This is a genomic window from Halomarinibacterium sedimenti (assembly GCF_019312585.1).
Lineage (GTDB): Bacteria > Bacteroidota > Bacteroidia > Flavobacteriales > Flavobacteriaceae > Halomarinibacterium > Halomarinibacterium sedimenti.
On sequence record NZ_JAHWDP010000002.1, the window covers coordinates 24,630 to 49,118 of the forward strand.

22 protein-coding genes are annotated in these 24,489 nt (G+C 35.0%); 14 read left to right on the forward strand and 8 right to left on the reverse strand.

Annotated features, from left to right (window positions below; translation table 11 throughout):
• Positions 1-195 precede the first annotated feature (195 nt).
• The 7 genes from KXJ69_RS04795 (at position 196) to mnmE (ending at position 7,652) form a co-directional block, all read left to right on the forward strand.
• Positions 196-1,209: a sensor histidine kinase gene (locus KXJ69_RS04795; RefSeq protein ID WP_219051836.1), complete on the forward strand. Its 1,014-nt coding sequence runs from the start codon at positions 196-198 to the stop codon at positions 1,207-1,209.
• Positions 1,206-1,880 carry a LytR/AlgR family response regulator transcription factor gene (locus KXJ69_RS04800; protein ID WP_219051837.1) on the forward strand — a complete coding sequence of 225 codons (675 nt, stop codon included), beginning with the start codon at positions 1,206-1,208 and terminating at the stop codon, positions 1,878-1,880. Before KXJ69_RS04795 ends, KXJ69_RS04800 begins: the two co-directional genes overlap by 4 nt.
• Positions 1,881-2,110: 230 nt before the next feature.
• Complete coding sequence (locus KXJ69_RS04805) at positions 2,111-2,458, forward strand: hypothetical protein (RefSeq protein ID WP_219051838.1); 348 nt, start codon at positions 2,111-2,113, stop codon at positions 2,456-2,458.
• Positions 2,459-2,691: 233 nt separating this feature from the next.
• Entirely contained in the window at positions 2,692-4,695 is a 2,004-nt protein-coding gene (locus KXJ69_RS04810; protein ID WP_219051839.1) for an STM2767 family DEAD/DEAH box helicase, read from the forward strand.
• Positions 4,692-5,312 (forward strand): STM2766 family helicase-associated protein, encoded by a 621-nt coding sequence (locus tag KXJ69_RS04815; RefSeq protein WP_506737245.1) that lies wholly within the window; start codon positions 4,692-4,694, stop codon positions 5,310-5,312. The genes KXJ69_RS04810 and KXJ69_RS04815 overlap by 4 nt, the downstream gene beginning before the upstream one ends.
• 245 nt (positions 5,313-5,557) lie before the next feature.
• Positions 5,558-5,902: a hypothetical protein gene (locus KXJ69_RS04820; RefSeq protein WP_219051841.1), complete on the forward strand. Its 345-nt coding sequence runs from the start codon at positions 5,558-5,560 to the stop codon at positions 5,900-5,902.
• 337 nt (positions 5,903-6,239) lie between these two features.
• Positions 6,240-7,652 (forward strand): tRNA uridine-5-carboxymethylaminomethyl(34) synthesis GTPase MnmE, encoded by a 1,413-nt coding sequence (gene mnmE / locus KXJ69_RS04825; RefSeq protein WP_219051842.1) that lies wholly within the window; start codon positions 6,240-6,242, stop codon positions 7,650-7,652.
• An 81-nt stretch (positions 7,653-7,733) separates the two neighbouring features.
• Here the strand turns inward: mnmE and KXJ69_RS04830 are convergent, their stop codons facing one another.
• The 3 genes from KXJ69_RS04830 to KXJ69_RS04840 form a co-directional block, all read right to left on the reverse strand.
• Positions 7,734-9,224 (reverse strand): T9SS type A sorting domain-containing protein, encoded by a 1,491-nt coding sequence (locus KXJ69_RS04830; protein WP_219051843.1) that lies wholly within the window; start codon positions 9,222-9,224, stop codon positions 7,734-7,736.
• Between the two features lie 154 nt (positions 9,225-9,378).
• Positions 9,379-11,049, reverse strand: a complete 1,671-nt coding sequence (locus KXJ69_RS04835) for a tetratricopeptide repeat protein (protein WP_219051844.1) — start codon at positions 11,047-11,049, stop codon at positions 9,379-9,381.
• 148 nt (positions 11,050-11,197) lie between these two features.
• Positions 11,198-11,632 carry a COG2426 family protein gene (locus tag KXJ69_RS04840; protein WP_255571271.1) on the reverse strand — a complete coding sequence of 145 codons (435 nt, stop codon included), beginning with the start codon at positions 11,630-11,632 and terminating at the stop codon, positions 11,198-11,200.
• 209 nt (positions 11,633-11,841) lie between these two features.
• On the opposite strand from KXJ69_RS04840, the gene KXJ69_RS04845 reads away from it, so the two are divergent.
• Positions 11,842-12,582, forward strand: a complete 741-nt coding sequence (locus KXJ69_RS04845) for an energy transducer TonB (protein ID WP_219051846.1) — start codon at positions 11,842-11,844, stop codon at positions 12,580-12,582.
• Between the two features lie 2 nt (positions 12,583-12,584).
• Here KXJ69_RS04845 and KXJ69_RS04850 read toward each other — a convergent pair whose 3' ends face one another.
• Together KXJ69_RS04850 and KXJ69_RS04855 are read right to left on the reverse strand one after the other, a co-directional pair.
• Positions 12,585-13,355 (reverse strand): LytR/AlgR family response regulator transcription factor, encoded by a 771-nt coding sequence (locus KXJ69_RS04850; protein WP_219051847.1) that lies wholly within the window; start codon positions 13,353-13,355, stop codon positions 12,585-12,587.
• A gap of 2 nt (positions 13,356-13,357) precedes the next feature.
• Positions 13,358-14,362, reverse strand: coding sequence for a sensor histidine kinase (locus KXJ69_RS04855; protein ID WP_219051848.1), 1,005 nt, complete (start codon positions 14,360-14,362; stop codon positions 13,358-13,360).
• 374 nt (positions 14,363-14,736) lie between these two features.
• Here KXJ69_RS04855 and KXJ69_RS04860 point away from each other — a divergent pair, with 374 nt between their 5' ends.
• The 6 genes from KXJ69_RS04860 (at position 14,737) to KXJ69_RS04885 (ending at position 19,981) form a co-directional block, all read left to right on the forward strand.
• On the forward strand, positions 14,737-15,402 hold the full coding sequence (locus tag KXJ69_RS04860; RefSeq protein ID WP_219051849.1) for a porin family protein: 666 nt from the start codon (positions 14,737-14,739) through the stop codon (positions 15,400-15,402).
• Between the two features lie 62 nt (positions 15,403-15,464).
• Positions 15,465-16,232, forward strand: coding sequence for a hypothetical protein (locus KXJ69_RS04865; RefSeq protein WP_219051850.1), 768 nt, complete (start codon positions 15,465-15,467; stop codon positions 16,230-16,232).
• Positions 16,233-16,253: 21 nt separating this feature from the next.
• Positions 16,254-16,703 (forward strand): hypothetical protein, encoded by a 450-nt coding sequence (locus KXJ69_RS04870; RefSeq protein ID WP_373422836.1) that lies wholly within the window; start codon positions 16,254-16,256, stop codon positions 16,701-16,703.
• Between the two features lie 164 nt (positions 16,704-16,867).
• Positions 16,868-17,776, forward strand: coding sequence for a hypothetical protein (locus tag KXJ69_RS04875; RefSeq protein WP_219051852.1), 909 nt, complete (start codon positions 16,868-16,870; stop codon positions 17,774-17,776).
• Positions 17,777-18,018: 242 nt separating this feature from the next.
• Positions 18,019-19,287: a sensor histidine kinase gene (locus tag KXJ69_RS04880; RefSeq protein ID WP_255571208.1), complete on the forward strand. Its 1,269-nt coding sequence runs from the start codon at positions 18,019-18,021 to the stop codon at positions 19,285-19,287.
• A complete protein-coding gene (locus KXJ69_RS04885) occupies positions 19,280-19,981 on the forward strand; it encodes a response regulator transcription factor (protein ID WP_219051853.1) in 702 nt (233 codons plus the stop codon). Before KXJ69_RS04880 ends, KXJ69_RS04885 begins: the two co-directional genes overlap by 8 nt.
• 3 nt (positions 19,982-19,984) lie before the next feature.
• Here the strand turns inward: KXJ69_RS04885 and KXJ69_RS04890 are convergent, their stop codons facing one another.
• The 3 genes from KXJ69_RS04890 to KXJ69_RS04900 are packed head-to-tail and all read right to left on the reverse strand — an operon-like array spanning position 19,985 to position 24,468.
• The gene (locus KXJ69_RS04890; protein ID WP_219051854.1) at positions 19,985-21,325 is read right to left on the reverse strand and encodes a capsule assembly Wzi family protein; all 1,341 of its coding nucleotides are present in this window, start codon (positions 21,323-21,325) and stop codon (positions 19,985-19,987) included.
• Between the two features lies 1 nt (position 21,326).
• Positions 21,327-23,714, reverse strand: a complete 2,388-nt coding sequence (locus tag KXJ69_RS04895) for a GumC family protein (RefSeq protein ID WP_219051855.1) — start codon at positions 23,712-23,714, stop codon at positions 21,327-21,329.
• A gap of 1 nt (position 23,715) precedes the next feature.
• Complete coding sequence (locus KXJ69_RS04900; protein ID WP_219051856.1) at positions 23,716-24,468, reverse strand: polysaccharide biosynthesis/export family protein; 753 nt, start codon at positions 24,466-24,468, stop codon at positions 23,716-23,718.
• Positions 24,469-24,489 lie beyond the last annotated feature (21 nt).

The following is a 24,489-nucleotide window of genomic DNA, read 5'->3' on the forward strand; positions in this document are numbered from 1 at the left end:
AACCTTTTCAGTGAATGGTTTTTCACCCACGACAAACCCTCTTAGTTACCCGTGTAAAACCGCCGTTTTTGGCATACCATTCCTTTTTTATTCCTTTAATTTGCCCAATGAAATACAAAATAGGACGGATGGAATCCAAGGAACTATTTTAAAAAAAAACCTTCCTCACTCCTATTTCTTTACTATTTTAAACACATGAATCGATTCAGTAGATATATCATTCAAGTACTACTCTGGCTAGGGATCTGGAGTCTGCTTTGGTTTTCTATCGGCAACCAAATGCAATTTCTTAGAGACAATGGGCCTGCCTTTGTGTTTCAAATACTCTTGCTTTTCCTATTTATCTACATGGCGGTTCCCCAATTACTATTTAAAAAGAAATACCTACTGTTCTTTATTGCCTCCATTTCAGCAATCTTACTAGGTGCCTATTTTGCTTCCGAAATGGGTCCAAAACCACCCATGGATAAACCACCCCTCAACAATTTTGAGAGAAACCCTAGAGTGTTGCCCTCCCGATTCTTTATTCAATTATTAATACTTACCATTTCCTCGGTCATAGCGGTACTTTTAGAAACGTTTATAGATGCCCAACAAAAGGAAAAAAGCATTGCCATAGCAAAAGCAGAACTCATAGACAGTGAGCTTAAATTCCTTAAAATGCAGATCAATCCGCATTTTCTTTTCAATGCCCTCAACAACATCTACGCCCTTTCGGTCACCAACTCCAACAAAACTCAGGAAAGTATTAGCACCCTTTCAGAAATGCTCCGCTACGTTATCTACGATTGCGAACAACCCAAAGTCCCGTTACGCAAAGAACTAGACTACATTACTAACTATATTGAGCTCTTTAAACTAAAAAGTAGCAACCCCTTCGATATTTCGTTTACCCAAACCATCCAAAACGACCATGCCTTGGTGGCACCAATGCTTTTTGTACCTTACATAGAAAATGCCTTTAAGCATAGTGGCATCGAAAAGGGTAAGGATAATTACGTGCATATTTCGTTGGTACAAGAAGGACATACCATAGAGTTTACCGTAGAAAATAGCATTCCTACCACCGCTATCTCTACCGATGCGCAAGGCGGAATTGGCTTACCCAATGTGCAAAAAAGATTGGAAATTCTGTATCCAGAAAAACACCAATTAACCATCACAAAAACCCGTAGCTTTACCGTCTATTTAAAACTAGAAATAGAATGAGTTCCATACGCTGTATCATCATAGACGACGAGGAATTGGCAAGAACCCTGCTTAAAACCTATGTAGATAAAATAGACTACCTAGCGTATAAAGGCGCCTTCCAAAATCCATTGAAAGCCCTATCCTTCCTTAAAGACAATACCATAGACCTAATCTTTCTAGACATCCAAATGCCCGAAATTAAAGGCACCGAGTTTGCCGAAATGATTTCAAAATCGGGCATACGTATCATCTTTACCACCGCCTATTCAGAATATGCCTTACAAGGCTTCGAGCTAAGCGCCCTAGACTACCTACTTAAACCCATTACCTTTAAACGGTTTGTAAGCGCCGTAGAAAAATTCCCAAAACCCGAAGCCCAACAAGAAGATTCCCTTGTCATTAAATCGGGCTACGACCTGCATAAAGTGGCAATCGACGAAATTCTTTTTATTAAAAGCGAAAGCGAATACGTTACCTACCACCTCGACAACGGCAAAAAAATCATGGCGTACCAGTCGCTTAGCAAATTAGAAGCCACCCTCCCTCATACCTTTTTACGGGTACATCGTTCCTATATCGTCAACAAACAAAAAGTAACAGGGCTTAAAGGCAGAGACCTACTCCTAGGAGAACATAGAATTGCCGTAAGCGATAGTTATTATGACACCGTAAAAAAGGAATTGTTTTAAGCTACAGCCCTATTCTAGATGGCACTACATGATGGGTACACATTTTTTAAGCATGTTTTTACCCACAAAAAAGACTTTTTACTATATTTGGCACAACTCCCCCACAAAAAAATTAGCGCAATTAGTTTTTATCATTTTATCTCCGTAAATGAATTGGATAACTGTGATAAAAGGTAATATTTTAAGAATTGGCAAACATTGAAAAAAAACAAAAATACAATCAATAAATTATGAAAGCATCTGTACAATACAACGATAGAATAGGGCACGCCGCAGCGGACATTGCAAATATTAACTATAATCAAATAGCTGAACTTTGCAATTTAGGAGAAAGATTTACAATAATAGGAATTTCACTATACGGAACTGATGAGATTAGTGTATCGCTAATATGTAGAGATAATGTAGAAAGCACTAATGAAAATGAAGTTTTAGTTGATGTATTTCCAGCTGTGGAACTATCGGTTGGAGATGTTATGGAGCGACTTAACGTAACCATTAACATTACTAATAATCTAATCTATGATGACCCAAATCTTGAAACTGATAGAGAACATACAATTGAGGAAGATGAATAATTCTCTAAAAATTAACTCTTGTGAACAACAGATATAAATTGTTGATAGTTCTAGATTATTAACGAAAATCCTTGTGGATTTTCAGTTTGGTGTGTACCTGTCTACCGGCAGGCAGGCTTGTAAAGTTAAGTGCTAAACCAAGCAACTACTCATAGCCGAGACCGTTGGCGGTAATAAAAGAAAAACACAATTATGAAATTCAAAAATCCTATTATCTTTAGAAAAAATTATAAATGAGTAGTTACTTTTTCCTTCACGCTGAAAAGAATGCGTTAAATGCAGGTCTTATTGATTCTCTAAAAGACTATTCTAACCAGAAGCAAAGTTTAATTTATGTTCTTGATAGACCACTAACTGACCAAAAATATTCATATAAGTATTCAAAGGCATTAATTATACTTTCACCAAAGAATAAAATTGCAATCATAAATTACGGAGATAATGATGAGCAGTTTGAAGATTACGTTGAAGATATAATCGAAGATATAGGCTCTATATCCGATAAATATCTCTATAAAGATATTGTGGGAAGGCCTAGGAAGTGGAGAACCTCATTACTTGAAACTGAAATAGAATTAAACGAAATTAAGGATGTTGAAGATTTTCTAAAAGAATTAGAAGTTAAAGATGAATCTAATAAGAAAAAATTAGATTTATTAATATCTCTATTTATTGGTAGTATAAACGACATAAATAGAGTTAAAGAAGAAGTTCCTATTACATTATTAGATAAAGTAAAGCAAAAAATTCAACTATTTGATGGCGACCAAACTAGATTTATTTATCAAAATCCAGATAAGAAAAAGATAAGAATTCAAGGGCTTTCAGGTACTGGTAAAACTGAATTGCTTTTGCATAAATTGAAAGATTTATACATTAATGATAGCTCGTCTAAGATTTTCTTTACTTGCCACAACAGGATACTTGCTGATAATCTAAAAAAAAGAATCCCAGACTTTTTCAATTTTATGAAAGTCGAACAACAAATTGAATGGGATAAAAGATTATGGTGTACAAATGCTTGGGGTTCCAGTTCTTTCCCAAACTCTGGTGCTTACAGATATATTTGTGCTTTTTATAAAATTCCCTTCTATAGGTACTCATTTCAAATGTCTTTCAGCAAAGCTTGTAAAATGGCCATCGAGTCAATAAAAGAAAAATACATAGACTCTGATATTCCATATGCTCTAACTTATATGTTTATTGATGAAAGTCAGGACTTTGACGAAAATTTCTTTGAACTATGTGAACTAGTTACCGAAAAAAATGTATATGTAGCTGGAGATATTTTTCAAAGCATTTTCGATGAAAACATTTTAAGTTCTATTGAACCTGACTTTTTATTAGGCAAATGTTACCGAACAGATCCAAAAACTTTAATGTTCGCTCACGGACTAGGAATGGGACTTTTCGAAGAAACAAAATTGCGTTGGTTAGAAGAAAAAGAATGGAAGGATTGCGGATATAATGTAGAGGTGAAAAATTCAAATTACTATTTAAGTCGAGAACCCTTAAGAAGGTTTGAAGATTTGGATGAAAATTTTGAAAGTATTAGGATAGTTGAGGCAAAAGACACTTTTTCGGATAGTGTGATAAAAATTTTAAAAGAAATTATATCTGAAAATGACACAGTCCAACCTGACGATATTGGTATAATTTTATTAGATTCTAGCAAAGATATTTATCGGTTTGCTGACATTGTACAGGTCAAAATACAGCAAGAATTGGGTTGGATAGTTAATAAGGCTTATGAAACTAAAGAGAAACAACTAAACACATTATTAATTAGTAATAGGAATAATGTCAAAGGTTTAGAGTTTCCATTTGTCATTTGTGTTACTAAAAGAATAACAGATAGTCCAAGTTATAGAAATTCACTTTACACAATGTTAACTCGTTCGTTTATAAAATCGTTTTTTCTTACTCAGCCTGGTAACAAATCTGGACTTACTGTTGGAATGCAAGAAGGATTAGAGCATATAGTTTTAGAAAAAGAAATGGTAATTAAAGAACCTACGGAAGCAGAAAAGGAAAAAATTCGTACACGTTTCAAATACAGCTTGAAGAAATTATCACATTTTGATTTAATGATGGAAATTTTTAAAGAGTTAAAAATCGAAAAGAAATACCAAGATAAATTACTTCAGGCTACACAACAAATGGATATGATTGAAAGTGATCAGTTGACTTTAAAGGACTTTGTTAAGGATAATCTTAAATATGTTAAGGGTAAATGAAAATTATTAATCGTGATATCTTACCTTTTCAAGAAGACGATTTTTTTTCGCCTTTGAGGGACAAAATAGATTATGCTAGATTAGTTGTCTTCGCAACAAGGTATCTTCTGCTTAATATTGATACATCTACTTCTAATTGTAAATGCAAACTCAAAATATGTGTTGACAAAATGAGCAGACTTTTTTTTTATCGACAGGATAAATTTTTTAGTGTAGCATTCCCTTTTTCAGTTATTACCGAAGATGATGAAATAGTCGAAATAAGTTCCTTTTCAGGAATTTCGATAGATAGTAAGGCTTTATCAAGTGTCTTATCTATTCTAGAAGATTCTAGTTTTAAATTAAATCCCTCGGTAACTGATTATTACATCGAATCTAATACAGTTGAAAATATTGGGATATCTCTGTTAGAAGAAATATTTCAATCAGAACCATCCTATGTAAGATATGATTATGATCCAAAATATGTAAATGGTAGATTGCATCCCCTTCATCATCTCGATATCAACTATTCCTCATATGGCACATATAAACTAGGATTGAATAATTCAATTGCAATAGATTACTTTGATAATATTTTGAATTTGAATACTGATTGTACGTATTTAGAGGATTAAAATACTACCGCCAACAATCGTATATAAATCATAGATAGCTATTTGTTTCGAAACCAACCTCCTACCTCTTCAAATCAAAGCCGTTTTTAACTTCCAGCCACTTGGGGGCTCCTTCGGGTCTGCTTGGGGGGAAGTCGGGTCAACATCATATGTAAAATAATACCAAACACCCCTATTTTTTTTATTCACATACAACCAAGATATAGGTTTTTAAAGTATTTTTAATATACTCAAATAATCATCCTATGAAGACCCTAAAATATGGTATCTTTGGTGCCTTATTCGCAACCCTACTGTTAGGGTGTGGCACCTCTCAAAAATCAAATAGCAATACCCACATCACCAAACAAGCCCAAGACACCCCAGAGGCATTTGTCCCTGCACAGGGCATAGCATTAGACAATGCATCTTGCAAAAGCCCCATGATTGACCCAAGGGATGGTACAGAAATACTCATGGTGTCTGCAGAAAACGGTTTTGGAAATTACAAAGTAACACCACCTAAATACGGTGTACAACCCGGTGAGCTTTTACGCCTAGATTGCCAAACGGGCAAACCTATAGGCATCGTAAAAGGAGGCGGCAACTAATCCACCAACCTCCATCCGTTTGCCTAGTGCTTTCTTCCCCCCTAGCTTCCTAAAACCAAGCTAGAGACAATCCCATGTTAGCTATGGAGCTAAGCCCAGCCTGCACTGAGCCTGTCGAAGTGTCAAAGCCCAGTCAAAGCCCAGTCAAAGCCCAGTCAAAGTCCAGTCAAAGTCCAGTCAAAGTAGGGTGTATCCAAAAACCAATTCACCCTTCACCCTTCACCCTTCACCCTTCACCCTTCACCCTTCACCCTTCACCCTTCACCCTTCACCCTTTACCCTTTACCCTTCACCCTTTACCCTTCACAAATCCTTTCTATTTCGTACTTTTGCCGCTATGACGCATACAGACACCATTGTTGCCTTAGCCACCCCTGCCGGAGCGGGTGCCATTGCTATTATCCGCCTATCGGGCGAACAAGCCTTGGACATTGCCTCCAGTGTGTTTGTTTCGGTATCTGGGAAAAAGCTCTCCCAACAAAAGACGCATACCATTCATTTAGGGCATATCAAGGACGGCGACCGTGTGGTGGACGAGGTCTTGGCGAGTGTGTTTAAAAACCCCAACAGTTATACAGGCGAAGATGTGGTGGAGTTTTCCTGCCACGGCAGTAATTACATTCAGCAGGAAATCATCCAGCTATGCCTTCGGAAAGGAGCTCGCATGGCACAGGCAGGAGAATTTACCTTGCGCGCCTTCCTCAACGGAAAAATGGACTTAAGTCAGGCAGAAGCCGTCGCCGATTTAATCGCTTCAGACTCCGAAGCGAGTCACCAATTGGCGATACAGCAAATGCGGGGTGGGTTTTCATCCGAAATAAAGGCCCTTAGAGAGCAGCTCCTCAACTTTGCCTCCTTAATCGAACTCGAACTCGACTTCGCCGAAGAGGATGTAGAATTCGCCAATAGAGACGAATTTCAAGCCTTGATATCCAAAATCACCCACGTATTAAAACGCCTTATCGATTCCTTTGCTACAGGAAACGTCCTTAAAAACGGAATTCCCGTGGCCATTGTGGGCGAACCCAATGTAGGGAAGTCTACCCTACTCAATGCCTTACTAAACGAAGAACGCGCCATTGTAAGCGACATTGCAGGAACCACCCGCGATACCATAGAAGATGAAATCACCATTGGCGGTGTAGGCTTCCGCTTTATCGATACCGCCGGTATCCGAGAAACGACAGATACCATTGAAGGCTTAGGCATCCAGAAGACGTTCCAAAAGATGGAACAAGCCCAGGTAGTGATTTACTTATTCGACGCCACTGTCATTTCGAACGGAGGTGAGAAATCTCAAAGCGTCCTACAAGAAATAGAGAAAGTAAAAAACAAGTTTCCACAAAAAACCTTGGTGGTCATTGCCAATAAAGTAGATACCCTTTCGGAAGAAGAAATAAAGAAGTTACAAGTCTCCCTGAGTGCAGTCGAAGGGTCACAGACCATAAGTTTATCTGCCAAAACAGGACAAGGTGTCGAAACCTTAAAAAACACGCTGCTTAACTTTGTCAATACGGGTGCCCTTCGCAACAACGAAACCATCGTTACCAATTCCCGTCATTATGATGCGTTATTAAAGGCATTAGAAGAAATTCAGAAAGTACAAGCAGGCATTGATGCCAACCTAAGCGGCGATCTACTGGCGATTGACATTCGGCAAGCCTTATACCACTTTGGCGAAATCACTGGCGAAATCTCCAACGACGATTTATTAGGAAATATATTTGCTAATTTTTGTATTGGGAAGTAAATTACTTTTCGGTGTGCGTCTATAAATAAAAAGGCTGCCCAAAATAAGACAGCCTTTTTGTTAACAAACAAAAAACACACTTTAGTTCATTTTCACAATTTTCTGTGTCGATTTTTTACCATCTGTGTGGTACACTTTTATAAAATAGACTCCTTCTGTAAACGACGAAATATCAAAGGTATGTTCCTTAATATCTGTAACACTTTCAACGCTAAGGGTCATTCCTAATTGATTACTTATCACAACTTTTGAAATAGCGTTAACAGACTCAATAGTGATACTGTTTTTGGCAGGAACTGGATACACTGTAAAGCTATCTAAGGTATTATTTGGTAAACCACCCAAGATATTAGGATTATCAAAAATATAGGCAGATCCGGCACGGTCTATCTCATCCCCTCCATTGGCATCGTGGTCTTCCCAGGGGGCTCCAACAATTAATTGCTGCTCATGCATAGCAACACTCCAACCGTAAAAGTCCTCCCCTACGGTGTCGTTTCCAAGAACAATTTGATCTTCCACCCATGAACCATTGGTGTCTTTCTTGTAGAAATAAACCTCTCCTGGTTCAAATCCGAAGATGTGTGGTGCGCTTACCATTATTATATTGGATTGAATATCGGTATCCCAACCGTACTGAGCGGCTTCTGTGGTAGCATTTCCCATAAGTTTTTGGACTTCTACCCATGTTCCTTGAGCATCTTTTTCAAACACATATGCCGCTCCTTCTTCTAGGTTCATTCCATAAGCACCTACTACTAATTGGTCCCCAGATATACTTACCGAAGTGCCAAAGAAAGAATCGTCTGTAGCGTCAGATGCTACCAATGTTTGTGCATATTCCCAAACTCCACTGGTATCCTTCATATACATATATACAGCACCCTTACGTCCGTCTACCTCATTAGCTCCTATGGCTAAATAGTCACCAGAAATAGAAACGCCTATTCCAAAAACATCTGAGGGTTGAGGTGATGGGCTTACTATTTTTTGCGCTTCTTCCCAAGTACCTCCATTATTTGTAAATACATACGCTGCACCCGTCCAAGAATTATCTCCCGGAGCTCCAGCTACAATGGTATTTCCTTCAGCGTCCAATGACGTAGGATTCATTCCCAACTTCGCTTCAGCACTCAAGTCTGAAGCCACAAGTTTCGTGCTATATTCCCAGTTGTTATTTTCATAATCGTAAACATACAGTGCCCCTGTTCTCTGCAATCCGTTTACATCAGCCCTTCCGGCAGCAACCACAAGATAATCATCTGAAAATTTTGCTCCTCCACCAAACTCTGCACCTTCATTAGGATCGAAAGCTTCGAGCCTTTGTGTAAAATTCCAATTCCCGTCAATATCTTTCCCGTAGATATAGGCAGCACCTGAAGCAATGGTTTCGCGCGAAGCACCAACCATTGCAAATTCGTTGCTAATAGCAACAGAAGTGCCGTACTCTGCACGACTTTCTCTATTTTCACTTACAATTTTTGCACTCTGTGTAAATTGAGCTTTGGAGGTTGTAATCCCAAATAAGCAACCTAGGATAATAATACTTTTTGTAATGTTTGTTTTTTTCATTTAATCGTTTTTAAAATAAAATAGGTTATTAATAATTTGTGTTCAATTATACTGTTTAGAAAATTGAACGATAAATTTAAATTTCCGGCGTATTATTCATTGTAAAAAGGTGGGACATTTTGTGACATGTGGTTAGCAATTTCGTGACACGGGTTTAAATATTTGCAAGATATACGTGAAGGGAAGTATTACTTGACAAATTCATTTTTTTTGAGATTCGTTCCTTTCTTTTTCGACAAGATTGTGGAGTAATATTTAATAAAGATGCTATTTCTTTATAACTTAAATTCATATATAAAAAAGTGATAAAACGAATATCTCCAGGTGTTAATTCGGGATGTTGTGCTCTTAGCTTATTAAGAAACCCTTGATTTACTTCCTCGAAATGAATAAAGAAGCTATCCCATTGTCGGTCCTTTTTCAAATGCTTTTTAAGATCATTAATTTGTTTCTTTAATAAGGCATTATTTTCTATTTGAGTATTCTTGGATATAGATTCGACAATCTCTTCTATAAGTTCGTTTTTACTGGATAGGTACAATGCTTTGGCAGTAAGCTCTCTATTTTTTACATCCAATTCATTCTTTAAACGTTCTCTTTCAAGTAAAACTAAAGCCTCTTTTTCTTGATGTTTTTGTGCATTTAAAAGAGTTTCATTTTTCTCCCTTTCTAATTCCAGTTCGACTATTTTCTTTCGCTGTTTATGTTTTAAGGAGGTGTTCTTAAAAAACAAAACCAAAAATCCCATAAAAACTACAACACAAATAATCAAGACATAATAAAACTGTCTTTCTTGCTTAAGTAAATCCTTACTTTCTATGAGCTCCTTTTTATAGTTTTGAACTTGAAATTTCAATTGTTCACTTTTAAAGAGCATGCCATTCTTTATGGCATATAAGGAATCGGTTGCAATAATGACAGAATCTTTATAGGAAACGGCTTTTTCATAATCGTTAGATTGGCTGTAAAGCTGTGAAAGTAAGGTGTATATTTTAATTCTAGCTTCAATGTTTTTTTCGGCCGAACGTGCCAATAACGCAAATTCCAGAGCTTTTTCGGGCCTATTTAACTTTTCATATACCCTTGCAAGAATTATTAAAACTGAAATTTTATCGTTTACTGTTATTCTCTCTTTTAAATGAGAAAGATTTTCCATCTGAGGTAAAATACTTAGAGCTAATTTTTCAGCACTCAAAAGATCCCCTTTTAATAAAAGGTTTTCGGCTTTTGCAATTTGTCCTAACAAAAAGACATTGGGAGATTCCTCTAATAGCGGTAAAGCCTCATTTATATACCTTTCTGAAAATTCCAATTCCCCCAATTCATTCCCAACCAAAGCGAGGTTTATGGCATAGGCCCCCATTTGCTCTTTGTCGCCTAATTGTGCGGCTATTTCATAGGCATTAAGGAAGGATTCCTTTGCCTTGTAAAAATCCTTATCTTCAATGTACAATACGCCTACATTATTAAAAACCTGCATTTCCTGCTTTGGCCCAAGATGAGCTAAAGCAGTTTCATACGCCAGTAAATAATAATGAAATGCTTCCCCATAATCCATCATTAAGAAATAATTGGTGCCAATGTTTAAGGTGGCATTGAAAACCTGAGGATACCATGAATTTTGAATTGAGATTTCGCGAGCATACACCAATTCTTCTATCGATTTGGCATACTCTTTTTTAGATAGGTAGTTGATTCCTAAATTTATTCGATCTATAACACTGGATTGGGTGGCAGATTCTGTATCCCATTGAGATTGAGCGAAAAGTTGAAAAGTATATGTGCTAAAAAATAAGAATACAACAACGCAAGCATGTTTACACATTACTTTAGGTATTTAAATTGAATATAAATGAAAATGGAAGCAACGAACAAATTGCCGAATTCCTTACGTTTTAAGACGACAATGGTTACAATATGTTACACTGTATGGACTTTAAAAAATAACCTCAGGAGCTTTTTCTAGCGGAACATTAGTAAATTCCTTTCATGGTAAGAACAGTTGTTCCCCAAACAATCAAGGAAGACAAAAAGATACCAATGGTGTTGGCGTAAAATGCTTTGCTCTTTTCAATTTTGAAAAGATAGGTCGCAATACTACCTGCATACACACCGGTTCCTGGCAACGGAATCATAACAAAGAGCAATAATCCCCAAAATCCATACTTCTGAATTTTATTCCCAGAACCTGTCTTAGCTCGTCTGGCAACCCAGATGGCCGATTTTTTATAGAAATTCCAAGCCAACAAATAGTGATTAACCTTGTCTAAGAAAAACATCATCATAGGGAACACCAATACATTAGCTGCAAAGGCTACAATAAAAACCAAATAGATATTGGTACCATTAAGCAATCCCACAGGAATCCCCACCTTGGCTTCACCAAAGGGAGAGATACTCCATAGCATTACTGTAATAAGTTCTTGAATCACAATTCAGTTTTTAAAAGTGCAAAAGTACTGCTCTTAATTATACTAGCATATTTTGCAGTCATAATATTTTATTAAAGAAAGTATAACGCTCATTTTCAGTAAAGTGATATGATTTTTGTCATTTTTTTCTTCTTATATCCATTGTACTTTTTTACTCGATTTAAAAGTCATTTAATTCTTGAATTATGGAACTAAAGAAAAATCCGAGCGTAAGCCTTGCCAACTGGAGTAGTACCTTCTTTTTAATGGGATTAGCAATGATGCTTTTTATCTCCTATCAAGCCATAGAAAGTAAATCGTTTGACAGAGATTTGGCTTCTGGAGAAGTATTAGATGTAGGTGATGACCTTGAAGATGTCATTCCTATTACAGATCAACTAACACCACCTCCGCCTCCACCACCTCCGCCTCCAGCGATATCTACTCAAGTGATTGAGGTAGTAGAAAACGATTCGGAAGTGGATGAAACACTTATAGAGTCTTCAGAAACAGATCAAGATCAAGTAATTGTTGAAATTGAAGAAATTGAAGATGTGGATGTTGAAGAAGAGGAAATTGTCTACGTTCCCTTTGCCGTTATTGAAGATGTACCCATTTACCCAGGTTGTGAATCTAAAACCAACAACAACGACAGAAAACAATGTATGGAGGCAAAAGTGATGGAGTTTGTACAAAATAAATTTAATACCGAATTGGCAAATGATTTGGGTCTAGAGGGAAAGCAGCGTATCAGTGTTCAGTTTAAAATAGACAAGGAAGGCAATGTGGTAAACGTGCGTGCGAGAGCTCCTCACCCACGCTTAGAACAAGAAGCTATTAGATTAGTGGAATCGCTTCCTAAAATGATTCCTGGGAAACAACGTGGAAAACCAGTAGGAGTTTTATATGCACTCCCCATTTTGTTTAAGGTTGAAAATACAAATTGAAATTACTGCAACCACTTTTTAAAGGCTTGTGCCTTTTCCCTACTAATATCTATAGAAATGGAAGCAGGGGCTATTAATTTTACTATAAGTTTTCCATAAGAGTCGGCTTTAAAGCTTTCCACGGCATCCGATTTTATAATGATTTGTCTATTGGCTCGGAAAAACAAACTTGGATTTACCAATTCTTCAATTTCTTCCATGGTTTGGAAATCGGTAATAAATTTTTGGTTATCCTTAGTTACTAAATAAATAAGAACATCTTTTTGAAAATAGGATATATTCTCCTGACTTACAATTATAAACGCCTTTCCAGAATGAACAATAAATCGCTCTTTATATATTTTTTGTGCTTTGGAAAGATTTAAATCACGAATTAAGGCTTCCAATTGGTTGTTAAAGGTGAAGTTTTTAATTTCTTTAATTCGCTTAAACTTATATATGGCTTGGGTTAACTCTTCTTTATCCACAGGTTTTAATAAATAATCGATACTATTTAATTTAAAAGCCCTTATGGCATATTCGTTATAGGCGGTAGTAAAAATGACCGGGCAATTTATTTGAACTTCCTGAAATAAATCGAAACTTACTCCATCACTTAATTGGATATCCATAAATAATAAATCGGGTTCTGGATTAGAAGCAAAATAGGCTAAGCAGGACTTAATAGAATTTAAAACAATTTCTATATGAATATCCGAATCTATTTCACTGACTAGTTTTAAAAGTCCCCTTGCCACCAATGGCTCATCTTCAATAATAATCGCTTTTATCATAACTAATGAATTAAAGGGATATACACTGCAAAATTATTTGGATCTGATTCGATTCTTAAACCTTTATCTGATAAGTATTTATATAAGTCTTTTAAATTTTCTAGCCCCAATTTATTGCTATTTTCAACTTGCGTTTTTTTAATGACATTATTTTTTACCATTAAATAAGTCCCATCTGTTTTTATCTGAATTAGGAGTGGATTTTCTAAAGTAATGCTATTATGTTTCACCACATTCTCAATCAACATTTGTGATATTACAGGAACAATTCCCTTTTCTAAATCTTCTTCGGCTATTTCAATTTGAAATTGTATGGCTCCATTGAAGCGAGTTTTCATAAGTGAAATGTAATGCTTTACAAAATCCATTTCAGTTTTTAATGATACCACATCTTTGTCTCTATTTTGAAGCGTGTATCGATATACCTTTGATAATTGTTGAAGAAACTCGGAAGCCAATTGTTGATTTTCGAAAATTAGGCTATTAAGCGAGGTTAATGCATTAAACAAAAAATGAGGATTTAACTGATTTCGTAAGGCATCATATCTAACCATAGCCTGATCTTTTTCCAGATGGCTTCTACTTACTAAATTATATTTCCATTCTTCAAAATAATAATACCCAAAAATAGTTAGGTTAAATATCACGGCTATAAAGAAATTCATCAAATAAACAACACTATTCCACATTGGGATAATTTGCAAATCGAAGAATAGATTTGCAATAAAGAAAATGCTGTAGGAGATAAAAATTATCAATAGGGCTGAGAGGATTATTTGAATGCAAATCTTTTGTAACGGTTTTTTGGAAATGGGAATTATTTTTTCCAAAAGCCGGTCCAATAGTACCGTACTTTCCCAACCTAATATAAATAACAACAAAGCTGTGATGGTTAAAATGATATGATAACTCGGAGGTTCATTTGGAAATACCTTTAACCTAATTATTATCATTACAATATTAATTGAGATTAAAACCGAATAACTATATCTACGTTTTATACTCATATTCACTTAAGTAGTTTATAAAGTAAAATGGTTTAAATTTTTGAGTTAAAATTACACTTTAGCACCTATTAATAATCGGTTTTTGTGTCGTAATGCATTATTTGAACACCGAAGTGCTGTTTTACTATCCTAAAGTGCTTAATCGTGATGTTTTACTTCCAAAAATTATAGTTACCTATCCTCATATTAAAGATATACCATTAATTATCAATAGCATAAACATTTTTCACTTCAACCTATACTTTTTTGCACTTCAATAGATTTCATTGCTACTTCGCCGTGATATTTTTTTAGGAAACAACACTGCCATCTACATTTGTCCTATTAAATCATCAATAATCAAAAAACGAACTATTAATCTTAAATCTTTAAACATGAAAAAACTATTGTTTACCGCATTCATTCTACTTTGCTCTATAGGGGTAAAAGCACAAATTAATTATGGAATTCAAGCCTCAGGTGTATTAAGCAACGCCACTTTTACAGATGATGACCTTGACAATACCAAAAAGGAATTTAGACCTGGTTTTGCAGCGGGTATTTTTGTTGAATTCCCTATTTCAGACAATTTTAGTGTGATACCTTCAGTAAACTTTATGCAAAAAGGAGTGAAAGTAACCAGTGAAGCTACCATAGCTGGCGAGGATTTTAATCAAGAAATGAAAGCCAATCTAAACTACATTGAGGTTCCTGTAATAGTAGTGTATACTATTGGCAAATCTAACTTCTATATTGGTGCCGGACCTTCATTTGGTTATGGCCTCTCTGGAAAATTAAAGGGGACATTTGAATTTGAAGAAGAGGGTGTCCTTTACAGTGAATCGTTTAATATGGACGCCTTTAAAAGTGAAGATGAAAATGGAGCCGGACTAAAAAGATTTGACTTTGGCATTACAGGGATGGCTGGATATAAAATATCATCAAATTTTTCAATTGCTGCGAGTTACCTACATGGGTTAAGCAATATTGCAAGCGATGATGCCAATGATGCAAAGTTTAGCAACAGAAACATCTTAATTTCATTGGCATACAAAATATAATTTTTTATAAAACCAACTATAGTATGTTTTTGCAGACATCCTATGGGTTAAACCTTGAAAATATGAATAAGATCATTGCCATTACGCCAATCATTACTTTAATGTATTTTATGAATGCGTACTTCGGACATAGTATTATTGAGCCTGAAACTCTTGGCCTCAATTCTATTGAAAATGTAATTATAGCTAAGAGTAAATTAAAGGGAAAGAAACATTCTTTAAAAGTTACTTTTAAGAAAGCAACAGAAAGGGAATACATTAATGCATCGATAAATCAAGACATAATCTTTGAAATGAAAGAAGGCGATGCAAAAAAAATTGATGGTGTTATTCACCTAAAAATAAATGAAGAATGGAAAGCAATTACCAGTCTTAAAGATGAGTTCCTTTCAGAGTTTAATGTCAACCTTTGTACTTATTATTACCTCGGGAAAAGTAATTCTATTAATGCTTACTTGATTGGTTCCAATTCTTTTTTTGATGAAAAGGAATGGTATTTAGTAGACGCCAAAACGGCGGAGGTTATTACTGTTACCTCCAACCCTATTTTTTCGCCCAATTACTTAAATTTTGCCACTTTAAATTTAGTATCCACTTCTAGTAAACCACTTAAAGGTATTTATTTATCAAAACTCAATAAGACGAATAGCGTTTTAGAGGCATCTCATTATTATGTGGCTAAAAATGAAAAGTGGATTCCATACGAACTTTTTTGGGAAACCAACAATTCATTACTAATTAAAGTACTTCCAGAAAAAAAATCAAATAATCTAAAAAATGAACCTTTAGAAAGTGATTTCTCTTATGTGAGAATGACCATTAAAAACTAACACATTAACATTATGAGACTAATTCAATTTTTAATTCCTATTGCCCTATTTTTAGTAGGCAATATTACTTGGTCACAGACCATAGAATACAAGACTATTACGGTAGTAGAATCTATTATCCCCAATGGCTTAGGGAGGTCTAGAATGATAAGTTCCGAAGAACCCAGAGATTATAAAGAGTTTACCTCTAGCCGTACCGCGGAGGATGATGAACGAAATAAATCTGACAGAGGTGAAATCCGTTTAAAAAACTTTGATGAAACCAAACTTCTAAATTTTTTCAACTTAGGAGGAATTCGATTTCAAAACATAGCTGCTAACGACGCTGTCGTAACATCAAAACTAAATGATCTTGCGATACAAGGTTGGGAGTTGGCCTTTGTAAATAGCGGGGTAGAAAGTTTTAGCGGAGAAAGTGACAGTAATGGTATTTTTATTACAAGATATATCTTTAAAAGATTAAAGAATTAAAATTAGCACAAACCATCTTTCAACTAATTAACCAAAATTAGGCGCTGGGTCATAAATCCTAGTGCCTTTTTCCATCTATATCTTATAAATAGTTTATTAGCACTAATACAATAAATCATAAAAATGATTTAGCACTTAGATACATCCTTTTAATTATATCACTTATGAAAATCAGATTTAATTTATCCTATTGTCTTATCGTAATCTATTTTCTCATTATTGGATGTCATTCCGATGACCTTAGTGAACTATCTATACCTATTTTACAAACGAGTAAAATAACGAACATTACAGAAACAACGGCAAGTTCTGGTGGTTTAGTCCTTAGTGATGGTGGTACATCTGTTATAAAAAAAGGGATTTGTTGGGATATCAAATCGAATCCTTCCATAACGCTCTCTACTAAAACCATAGAGAGTCAAGAATCCAGTTTATTCAATAGTATGCTTTCAAACCTTGTTCCAAACCAAAAATACTATGTAAGAGCTTACGCTACAAACAGTGTAGGGACATCCTATGGAAATGAAGTTAGTTTCTTTACAAATCAAAAAAATACAATTATTTATAAAAAAGATGGTAGAATTTTAAGGCTAGGTGATCCTTTACCCCTTATGCTAGATATTTCAGAAGACGGCATGGTCGATTTTACCATATTTGTTGAACTTACGGCCAATACTCAAGGGGACCGCTTATATGTGGGAATAAATCCTATAGGACCCAACTTAATTAAATCTGGCCCGCCCATAAATGAAAACTTTCTCAACATGGGGTTAATAATATCAGAACCAATAGGCACCGTAATAAATCAAGATTTAATTCAGGGACAACGATGGACAAACGACTATGGAGCTTTAGTAATAAGAAATACTTTTTCAAATGGAATAACCACTTACGAAGGAAGTTGGGAAAATTCCGCACAAATTGTTGGGATTCAAAATAATATTAATAATTCTAATTACTTTGGATGGATTCGAATTGAATTTAATAAGGTGACTGAAGTAGTTACTTTAATTGACTATGCTTTTAATTCTACTTTAAACCATCCCATTTTATCGGGTGCAACAAACAATTAAACGCTCAAATAAATTATAAAAAACGCCGGGAAAATTGTTCCCGGCGTTTTTTGAAAAAAATTACTAACTTTTAAATTGAATTTGGATAAATATTAACTTTTAAAACCATTTTCAAAGATACAGTTGTAAGGCTTTTATTGGGATTATTCGAAAATTAAAAAGATTAATGAAAAGTTAAGCGAGTTATAAATTGGCCTATCGTTACTTCAAAAGGAAAAAAATTAGTAATATGGCACCACATTTTGAAACGTAGAACGCTTTATATTATCATTCTTATTGTGTCGGTATTAGGACTCTTTGTCGTACAATACCAATACCTCAACATTGGTATTAATTTAGCTAAAGTCCAATTTCAACGAAATATTGGCAATGCCACACAAGAAATAAAAGCAGATCTCGCAACCCAAAACCAGCTAACCTTTTTAATAGGTCATGCCATTACGCAAGATAATTCCTATTTTAATACAAGTATCGATAGTATTCAGGATGCTTCTAGGCATTTTTTAAACGATTTTATCACACATCGATTAACCGAAAATGGGATTGAAAGTGATTTTTCGTACCGTTTATTTACAAAAGATTCATCCGATTATCTAACGGCACCAAAAGTATATGATATTTCAGAAAAAATAAAAACGTATCCTATTGAATTAGAGGGGTATTTACCCCTCATACTAAACAAAAGATTAATATTAGAACTTCAGTTTAAAGACATCAATAGCTACTTCCTTTTTCAATTAAACGGACTTACCATTCCGAGTCTTATTTTTATTATTGCCATTATCTTTGTGATCGTTTGGGTGCTACGTTCTTTTTATTGGCAACGGAATATTATTACAACCACCAATGAGTTTATAAATAACCTCACTCACGAATTAAAAACACCTGTTTTTTCTATTGGGTTAGCCACGAAGATATTAAGTGAAAACGCTTTGGAAACCCAAAAACCTGTTATTGAATTAATTCAGCAGCAAACGGAGCGAATGAAAATCCATATTGAAAAAGTATTGGAACTAGGCACATTGGAATCGAAGAAACAATTATTTGAATTAAAAAAAGTAGATTTCACCCCTATTCTGGAACGGATTTGTGAAGATTTTAAACAACTCTCAACACTTGATGACACCGACTTTTCATTCAAAATTGAAAACAAAGAGTTTATAATCCGTACGGAAGCGTCCCATTTAGAAAATGCCATTAATAATTTACTGGACAACGCGAAAAAGTATTCCGAGAAGCCTAAAGTATCTTTAAAAGCCTTTCAGAAAGGAAAAAATCTAGTGATAGAAATTCAGGACAATGGCATAGGGTTAACAAAAAAGGAGCAAGAGTTAATTTTTCAGAAATACTATCGAGTACCCAAAGGAAACACACATACCATCAAGGGATACGGCTTAGGACTTAGTTATGTTAAAGAAATTATGAAAAGGCATAAAGGGAAAATTAGTGTTGAAAGTGAGGTTGGAAGAGGAACCAATATAAAATTGAAATTACCTTTGCAACATGAGTAAATCACTAGCGACTATTTTATTGGTAGAAGATGACCCAACCTTAGGCTATTTACTGCGGGAGTATCTAACTATGAATGGTTTTGAAATTTCCCTTGCAAAAACCGCTTCCGAAGCATTACAACTATTGGATTCTCATATTTTTGAATTAGCCATTTTAGACGTGATGCTTCCCGACAAAGATGGGTTTGAGTTGGCAAAAAATATTAAAAGTATCCATCCTACCATACCTTTTCTATTCCTCACAGCTCGGTCACTAAAGGTGGATGTTTTGAAAGGCTTTTCAATAGGAGCCGTAGATTATTTAAAAAAACCTATAGATGAAGAGGAATTGGTGGTAAGAATCAAAGCGCTCCTGTCGCGAATTCAAACCACACCAAAAATTGAAACGACCGAAGCGGCAACCACTATTGGGAAGTATCATTTTCATTATAAAAATCAGCAATTAGCTTTTAAAAATGAAAAAATAACGCTTACAAAGCGGGAAGCAGAATTGCTTAATTTTCTCGTATCTAATAAAAATAATCTTTGCACTCACAAAGAAATCTTAAGCACTCTGTGGGGGAAAAGTGACTACTTCAATAAGAAAAGTTTAAACGTCTTTATCACCCATTTACGTAAGTATCTTCAAAAAGATCCCGCCATTTCAATTGAAAATGTACATAAGCAGGGGTTTATCCTTAAGATTGACGATTAATCCTTAAAATGCATAAGAGTAGCCTAGGCCTACTCCTACAACAGTATCGATTGACTTACCAGTATCCACTCCACCAAGTAAACGGAAAGTGCCATACTTTTGAGTTGGATATTGAAGCGATAGATAATTGTACCAAACTCGTATAGGTTCGGGAAAAGGATTGTTGTATGTTCCTAAATTTTTAACAAAACTACTTTTTACTTGCCAAAGTATGTCCTTAACAGTTCCTGCGAAGCCAAAATGATGCGATATCACTCTGTTGCTTACGATTGGCGAATTGATAGCAGTAATCTCCACATTAGAATCTATAATTATAAAAGGCAATCCAATGGCGTTACCTTCGTACGTCCAACCAGAACGATAAACACTATTACTAAAATAATTATCGGCTCCCACCCCTCCCTTACTCTGATTATTGGTAACAATAAATTCATATACCACCCCAGAAACTATTTTTGATTCGGTTGGCTGAAAATAAACACCCCAAACACCGTCGGGAAGATTTGCCAATCGAGTTCCAGATCCATCTTCAAAAGGATGCTCGTGATAAATAGAAAAAACCCCTACTGAAGCATTAAAACTATAATCCAATAAATAACTGCCTAAATGGTTCCCCACGGCATTTAGTAGTTCTCCTTCGATACTAATTTCGGAAGCTCTTTTAGCAAAAAACACATCTACAAAAGCTTCAAAATTGCTGTTTAGTTTTCCAAATTCTGGAGAGGTTCCTCCCCATTGTGCATAATGCTGTATTTGTGCTGTGACTTTGTTTGCCTCATTAAAATGAATCTGTAAGCCCAAACGCTTGTAGTGAATCATCACATCATCCACAAATCGATTGTCATTTAAATAATAATGTCCAATTCCCCAATCGATGGCAAAAGTTTCAGAAATTTTTATGGGATTATTCGCTTCCAAAAGTAACCCAGGTAATGGGCGGGCATCTTCAGAAAATAAAAAATTTTTATTGGTTGCCGAAAGTCCTTGTTGTTTTATTTCGCCAGATTTAGCTCCAATGGTCGCCCTTAACCAGTTATTTTGAAATTGCACGAAAGCGTTTTTACGTTGAAATTCATCTGTAACATCATCGCGATAAAAAAAGGAGAGGCCTGCTTTAATTGAAGCATTTTCAGAAAAAGCATAGGCTCCTTCCACGTCACCTAATGCTGAAAAGTTTGAAGAGGTTCCTACTTGTGTGTTGGTATTGGCGTGAAACCAAAACGGATTTGATACTTCGGAGGAAAATGTACCAAGAAGTTCTACTTTTCCTTGCCATTCAATTTGTTGTGCATAGGTAAACATCGAACAAATTAAAATAGCGTTGATGAAAATGAACCTTTTCATATTACCTTCGGAAAAGACGATTCTTAAAGGATGGCTTTTCGTCACTATAACTATAGCCATATTTGTTTCCATAACCAAAATTACTTAAAGAAACATTATTTAATACCCCTGCAACATTCAATAAACGACCATCCTCTATGGCGTCATTTACAAATTCGAGTAATCGCTTTTCGGTATAATTAGCCCTAAATACATACAATGTAACATCTGCCAACTTATTAATTAAAATTGTATCCGTAACAAGCATAGAAGGTGCAGTATCTACCACTACAAAATCGTAGTCTTCTCTTAACTCTTCAAAAAATTGCTTGGTCCTATCGAGCATTAACAATTCTGCAGGGTTTGGAGGGATGGCGCCAGATAATACAATGGAAAGATTCTCATTTTCACTACTTTTTGAAGCTATATCCCTTGCCTTAATGGAAGCATCCATAATAAATTCGGTAAGGCCCGGCTGATTTTGTAATTCTCTAGGTAGATATCTATGCAATTGTGGATTTCTAATATCTCCCCCAACGAGCACCACTTTTTTTCCTGTTAAAGCTAATGTTAAGGCTAAATTGAAGGCCACAAAGGTCTTTCCTTCTCCTTTAATTGTTGATGTAACAAAAACAGTATTGGACTTATGAGTATTTTCTAATTTATTAATGAATAAATATTGAAGATTGGTTCTTAAAATCCTGAAGGATTCTGCTAAAATACTTCTATCATTAAGCTGAATAAGTTGCTCTTCATCCTTTTTAAGTTTCGGAATTTCACCAATTAAATTTAAATTAGAAATACCAGTTTCAATATCACGGCGATTTGAAATTTTATTATTCAATAAGTCCCTTGAATAAATAAACAAGAATGGCACAAGCAATCCTGCCAATATTGAACCTAAATAAATTAATGATTTCTTAGGTGAAACAGGCGTGCTGCTACTATATGCTTTATCAACTACTTTTGCTTTTGGTGCAGTCACCGCCAGAGATATCGCCGCTTCTTCTCTTTGTTGTAATAAAAACAAATACAATTGCTCTTTAATACCTTGTTGACGTTCTATCCCTCTATAAATTTTTTCATTAGTGGGCACCTTAGACAATTTCGAATTAAGAACAGATTCCTGAAAATTTAAATCACGCAAGGAAACCTTTAAGGAATTGGTTGTATTCTTTAGGCTATTTAAAATGTTTTGACGAATTTCTTCTATTTGATCATTCACATTGACCACCACAGGGTTTTTTGCTGTGGAAGATTTTAAAAGTCTATTTCGCTGAAGTACGAGTTCGTTATAATTATTGACAGATTCTGAAACATCTCCCCCTTCTATTCCAATATTGGAAGGCAACAAATCATTATTGGAAGAATTCTCCATATAGTCAATCATTGTATTTGCCAGCTCAATCTGTGTATTTACATTAAATTGACGTTTTTCGAAATCACTTGCGTTTTCAAGAATAAGTTGTGCTTGTGCTTCAATATTAGTAAGCCTATTTGAGCTTTTAAAAGATTCCTTGTTTGTTTCAACCGAATCTAATTCCTTGGTAATAATTTCTAGACGAGAGTCGATAAAATCGGATGTTTTTTTGGCAACTTGCCCCCTATCCTCAATGGCGTCTCTATTATACTGAAAAACCAATTCGTTAATAAAATCTTCGGCTTTGCTTCGAACGGGGCTTTGCATACTTATTACAACAACATTACTGTTGTTAAGCTCATTTGCTACATTAAGGCTTCTTTGAAACACGGCAGCAACTTTATCTACATCTCGATAGGAAACAGAAACCGTTTTAGATATAAAGCTCTTAAACTTGGTAGCATTATCTAAATTAGGAATTACTGTAATGCTTCCAAACGGTAAATCTACTTTAGTTCCAAAAGTATAAACCCCTTCAATGGAGTTGGATTCATTGTAAACTTTATATTGGGTTTCGTTTTCAATTTCGAAGTATAATTTGGGAATCATTCTATTTGGCTCTCCCAAGCTATCATTGATAGATAAATATTGAACCTGGAAGGGTTTATATTGGTATAATTCGGTGGTTTTAATGGTCCCAACAGATTCATATAATATATTTAAATCTAGTGCGATTATTACTTCTTTAATAATTCGCTTAGATTTAAAAATAGCGATTTCATTTTCAATTTTACTGCTCTTAAATCTTGATAAAAATCCGCCCAAGTTTGAAAACGCGGCTAGTTCTTCTGCTCCACCATCAGATTTTTCATCCTTAATGATTATGGTTCCTTTAGATAGGTAAGAGACTGTAGTATATCTTAAATAAATAAATGCCAAACTCGCGGCAATTATAACCCCAAAAATAAATAAATACCAATAGCGCGTATATTGTTCTAATATTTCCCTTACCGAAAGTTCATTATGTTTTGGATTGTGGTGTGTTTTCATATTATCGAGTAAGGATAATGGTTGTACTTAAAATGATTGTGACAAGGGACAAAAGTGCTGGAATATCGGGAATAAATCCTGATTTTTTCACCCCTTTTAATGAAGGTTCTACATACACAACATCGTTTTGCTTTAAAAAATAATAAGGACTTTCAAAAAAATCGGTTTTTGTAAAATCCACCCGAGTTACTTTTTGTTTTCCATCTTCATGACGAATAATCATAATATTGTTACGCTTTCCGTCTAAGGATAAATCTCCTGCCAAACCAATTGCTTGCGGCAATGTCACTCTTTCATCATCAATTCTATAAACCCCTGGATTGTTTACTCCTCCTATGACCGTAACTTTAAAATTAATGATACGGACATCCACAACGACGTCGGTTACGTATTCCGAAAGTTTTGAAGTAAGAAGTAAAATCACTTCACCTCTTGTCTTCCCAGCAACATGGATTGCTCCTAACACTGGAAATTGAATATTCCCATTGTTATTTACTAAATATCCTCTTAGTAGTGGGTTTTGATTGTTTGAAACTCCTTCTTGGGAATTCATTTTAAAAGGAGCTACCACATTTTCATCCAAAGAGGAAACCATCACATGAAGAATATCATTGGCTTCAATTTCTGGTTCAAATATATTTTCTGAAAGAAGGTTGTTTAACTCTTCAGCATCTTGAAAATATAGTATTTGTTTTTTTGTAGCACAAGAAGCAAATAGCATTAGGCTAACTATGATGAGGGGTAATTTTTTCATTAGCAAGGTTATAACAGTATA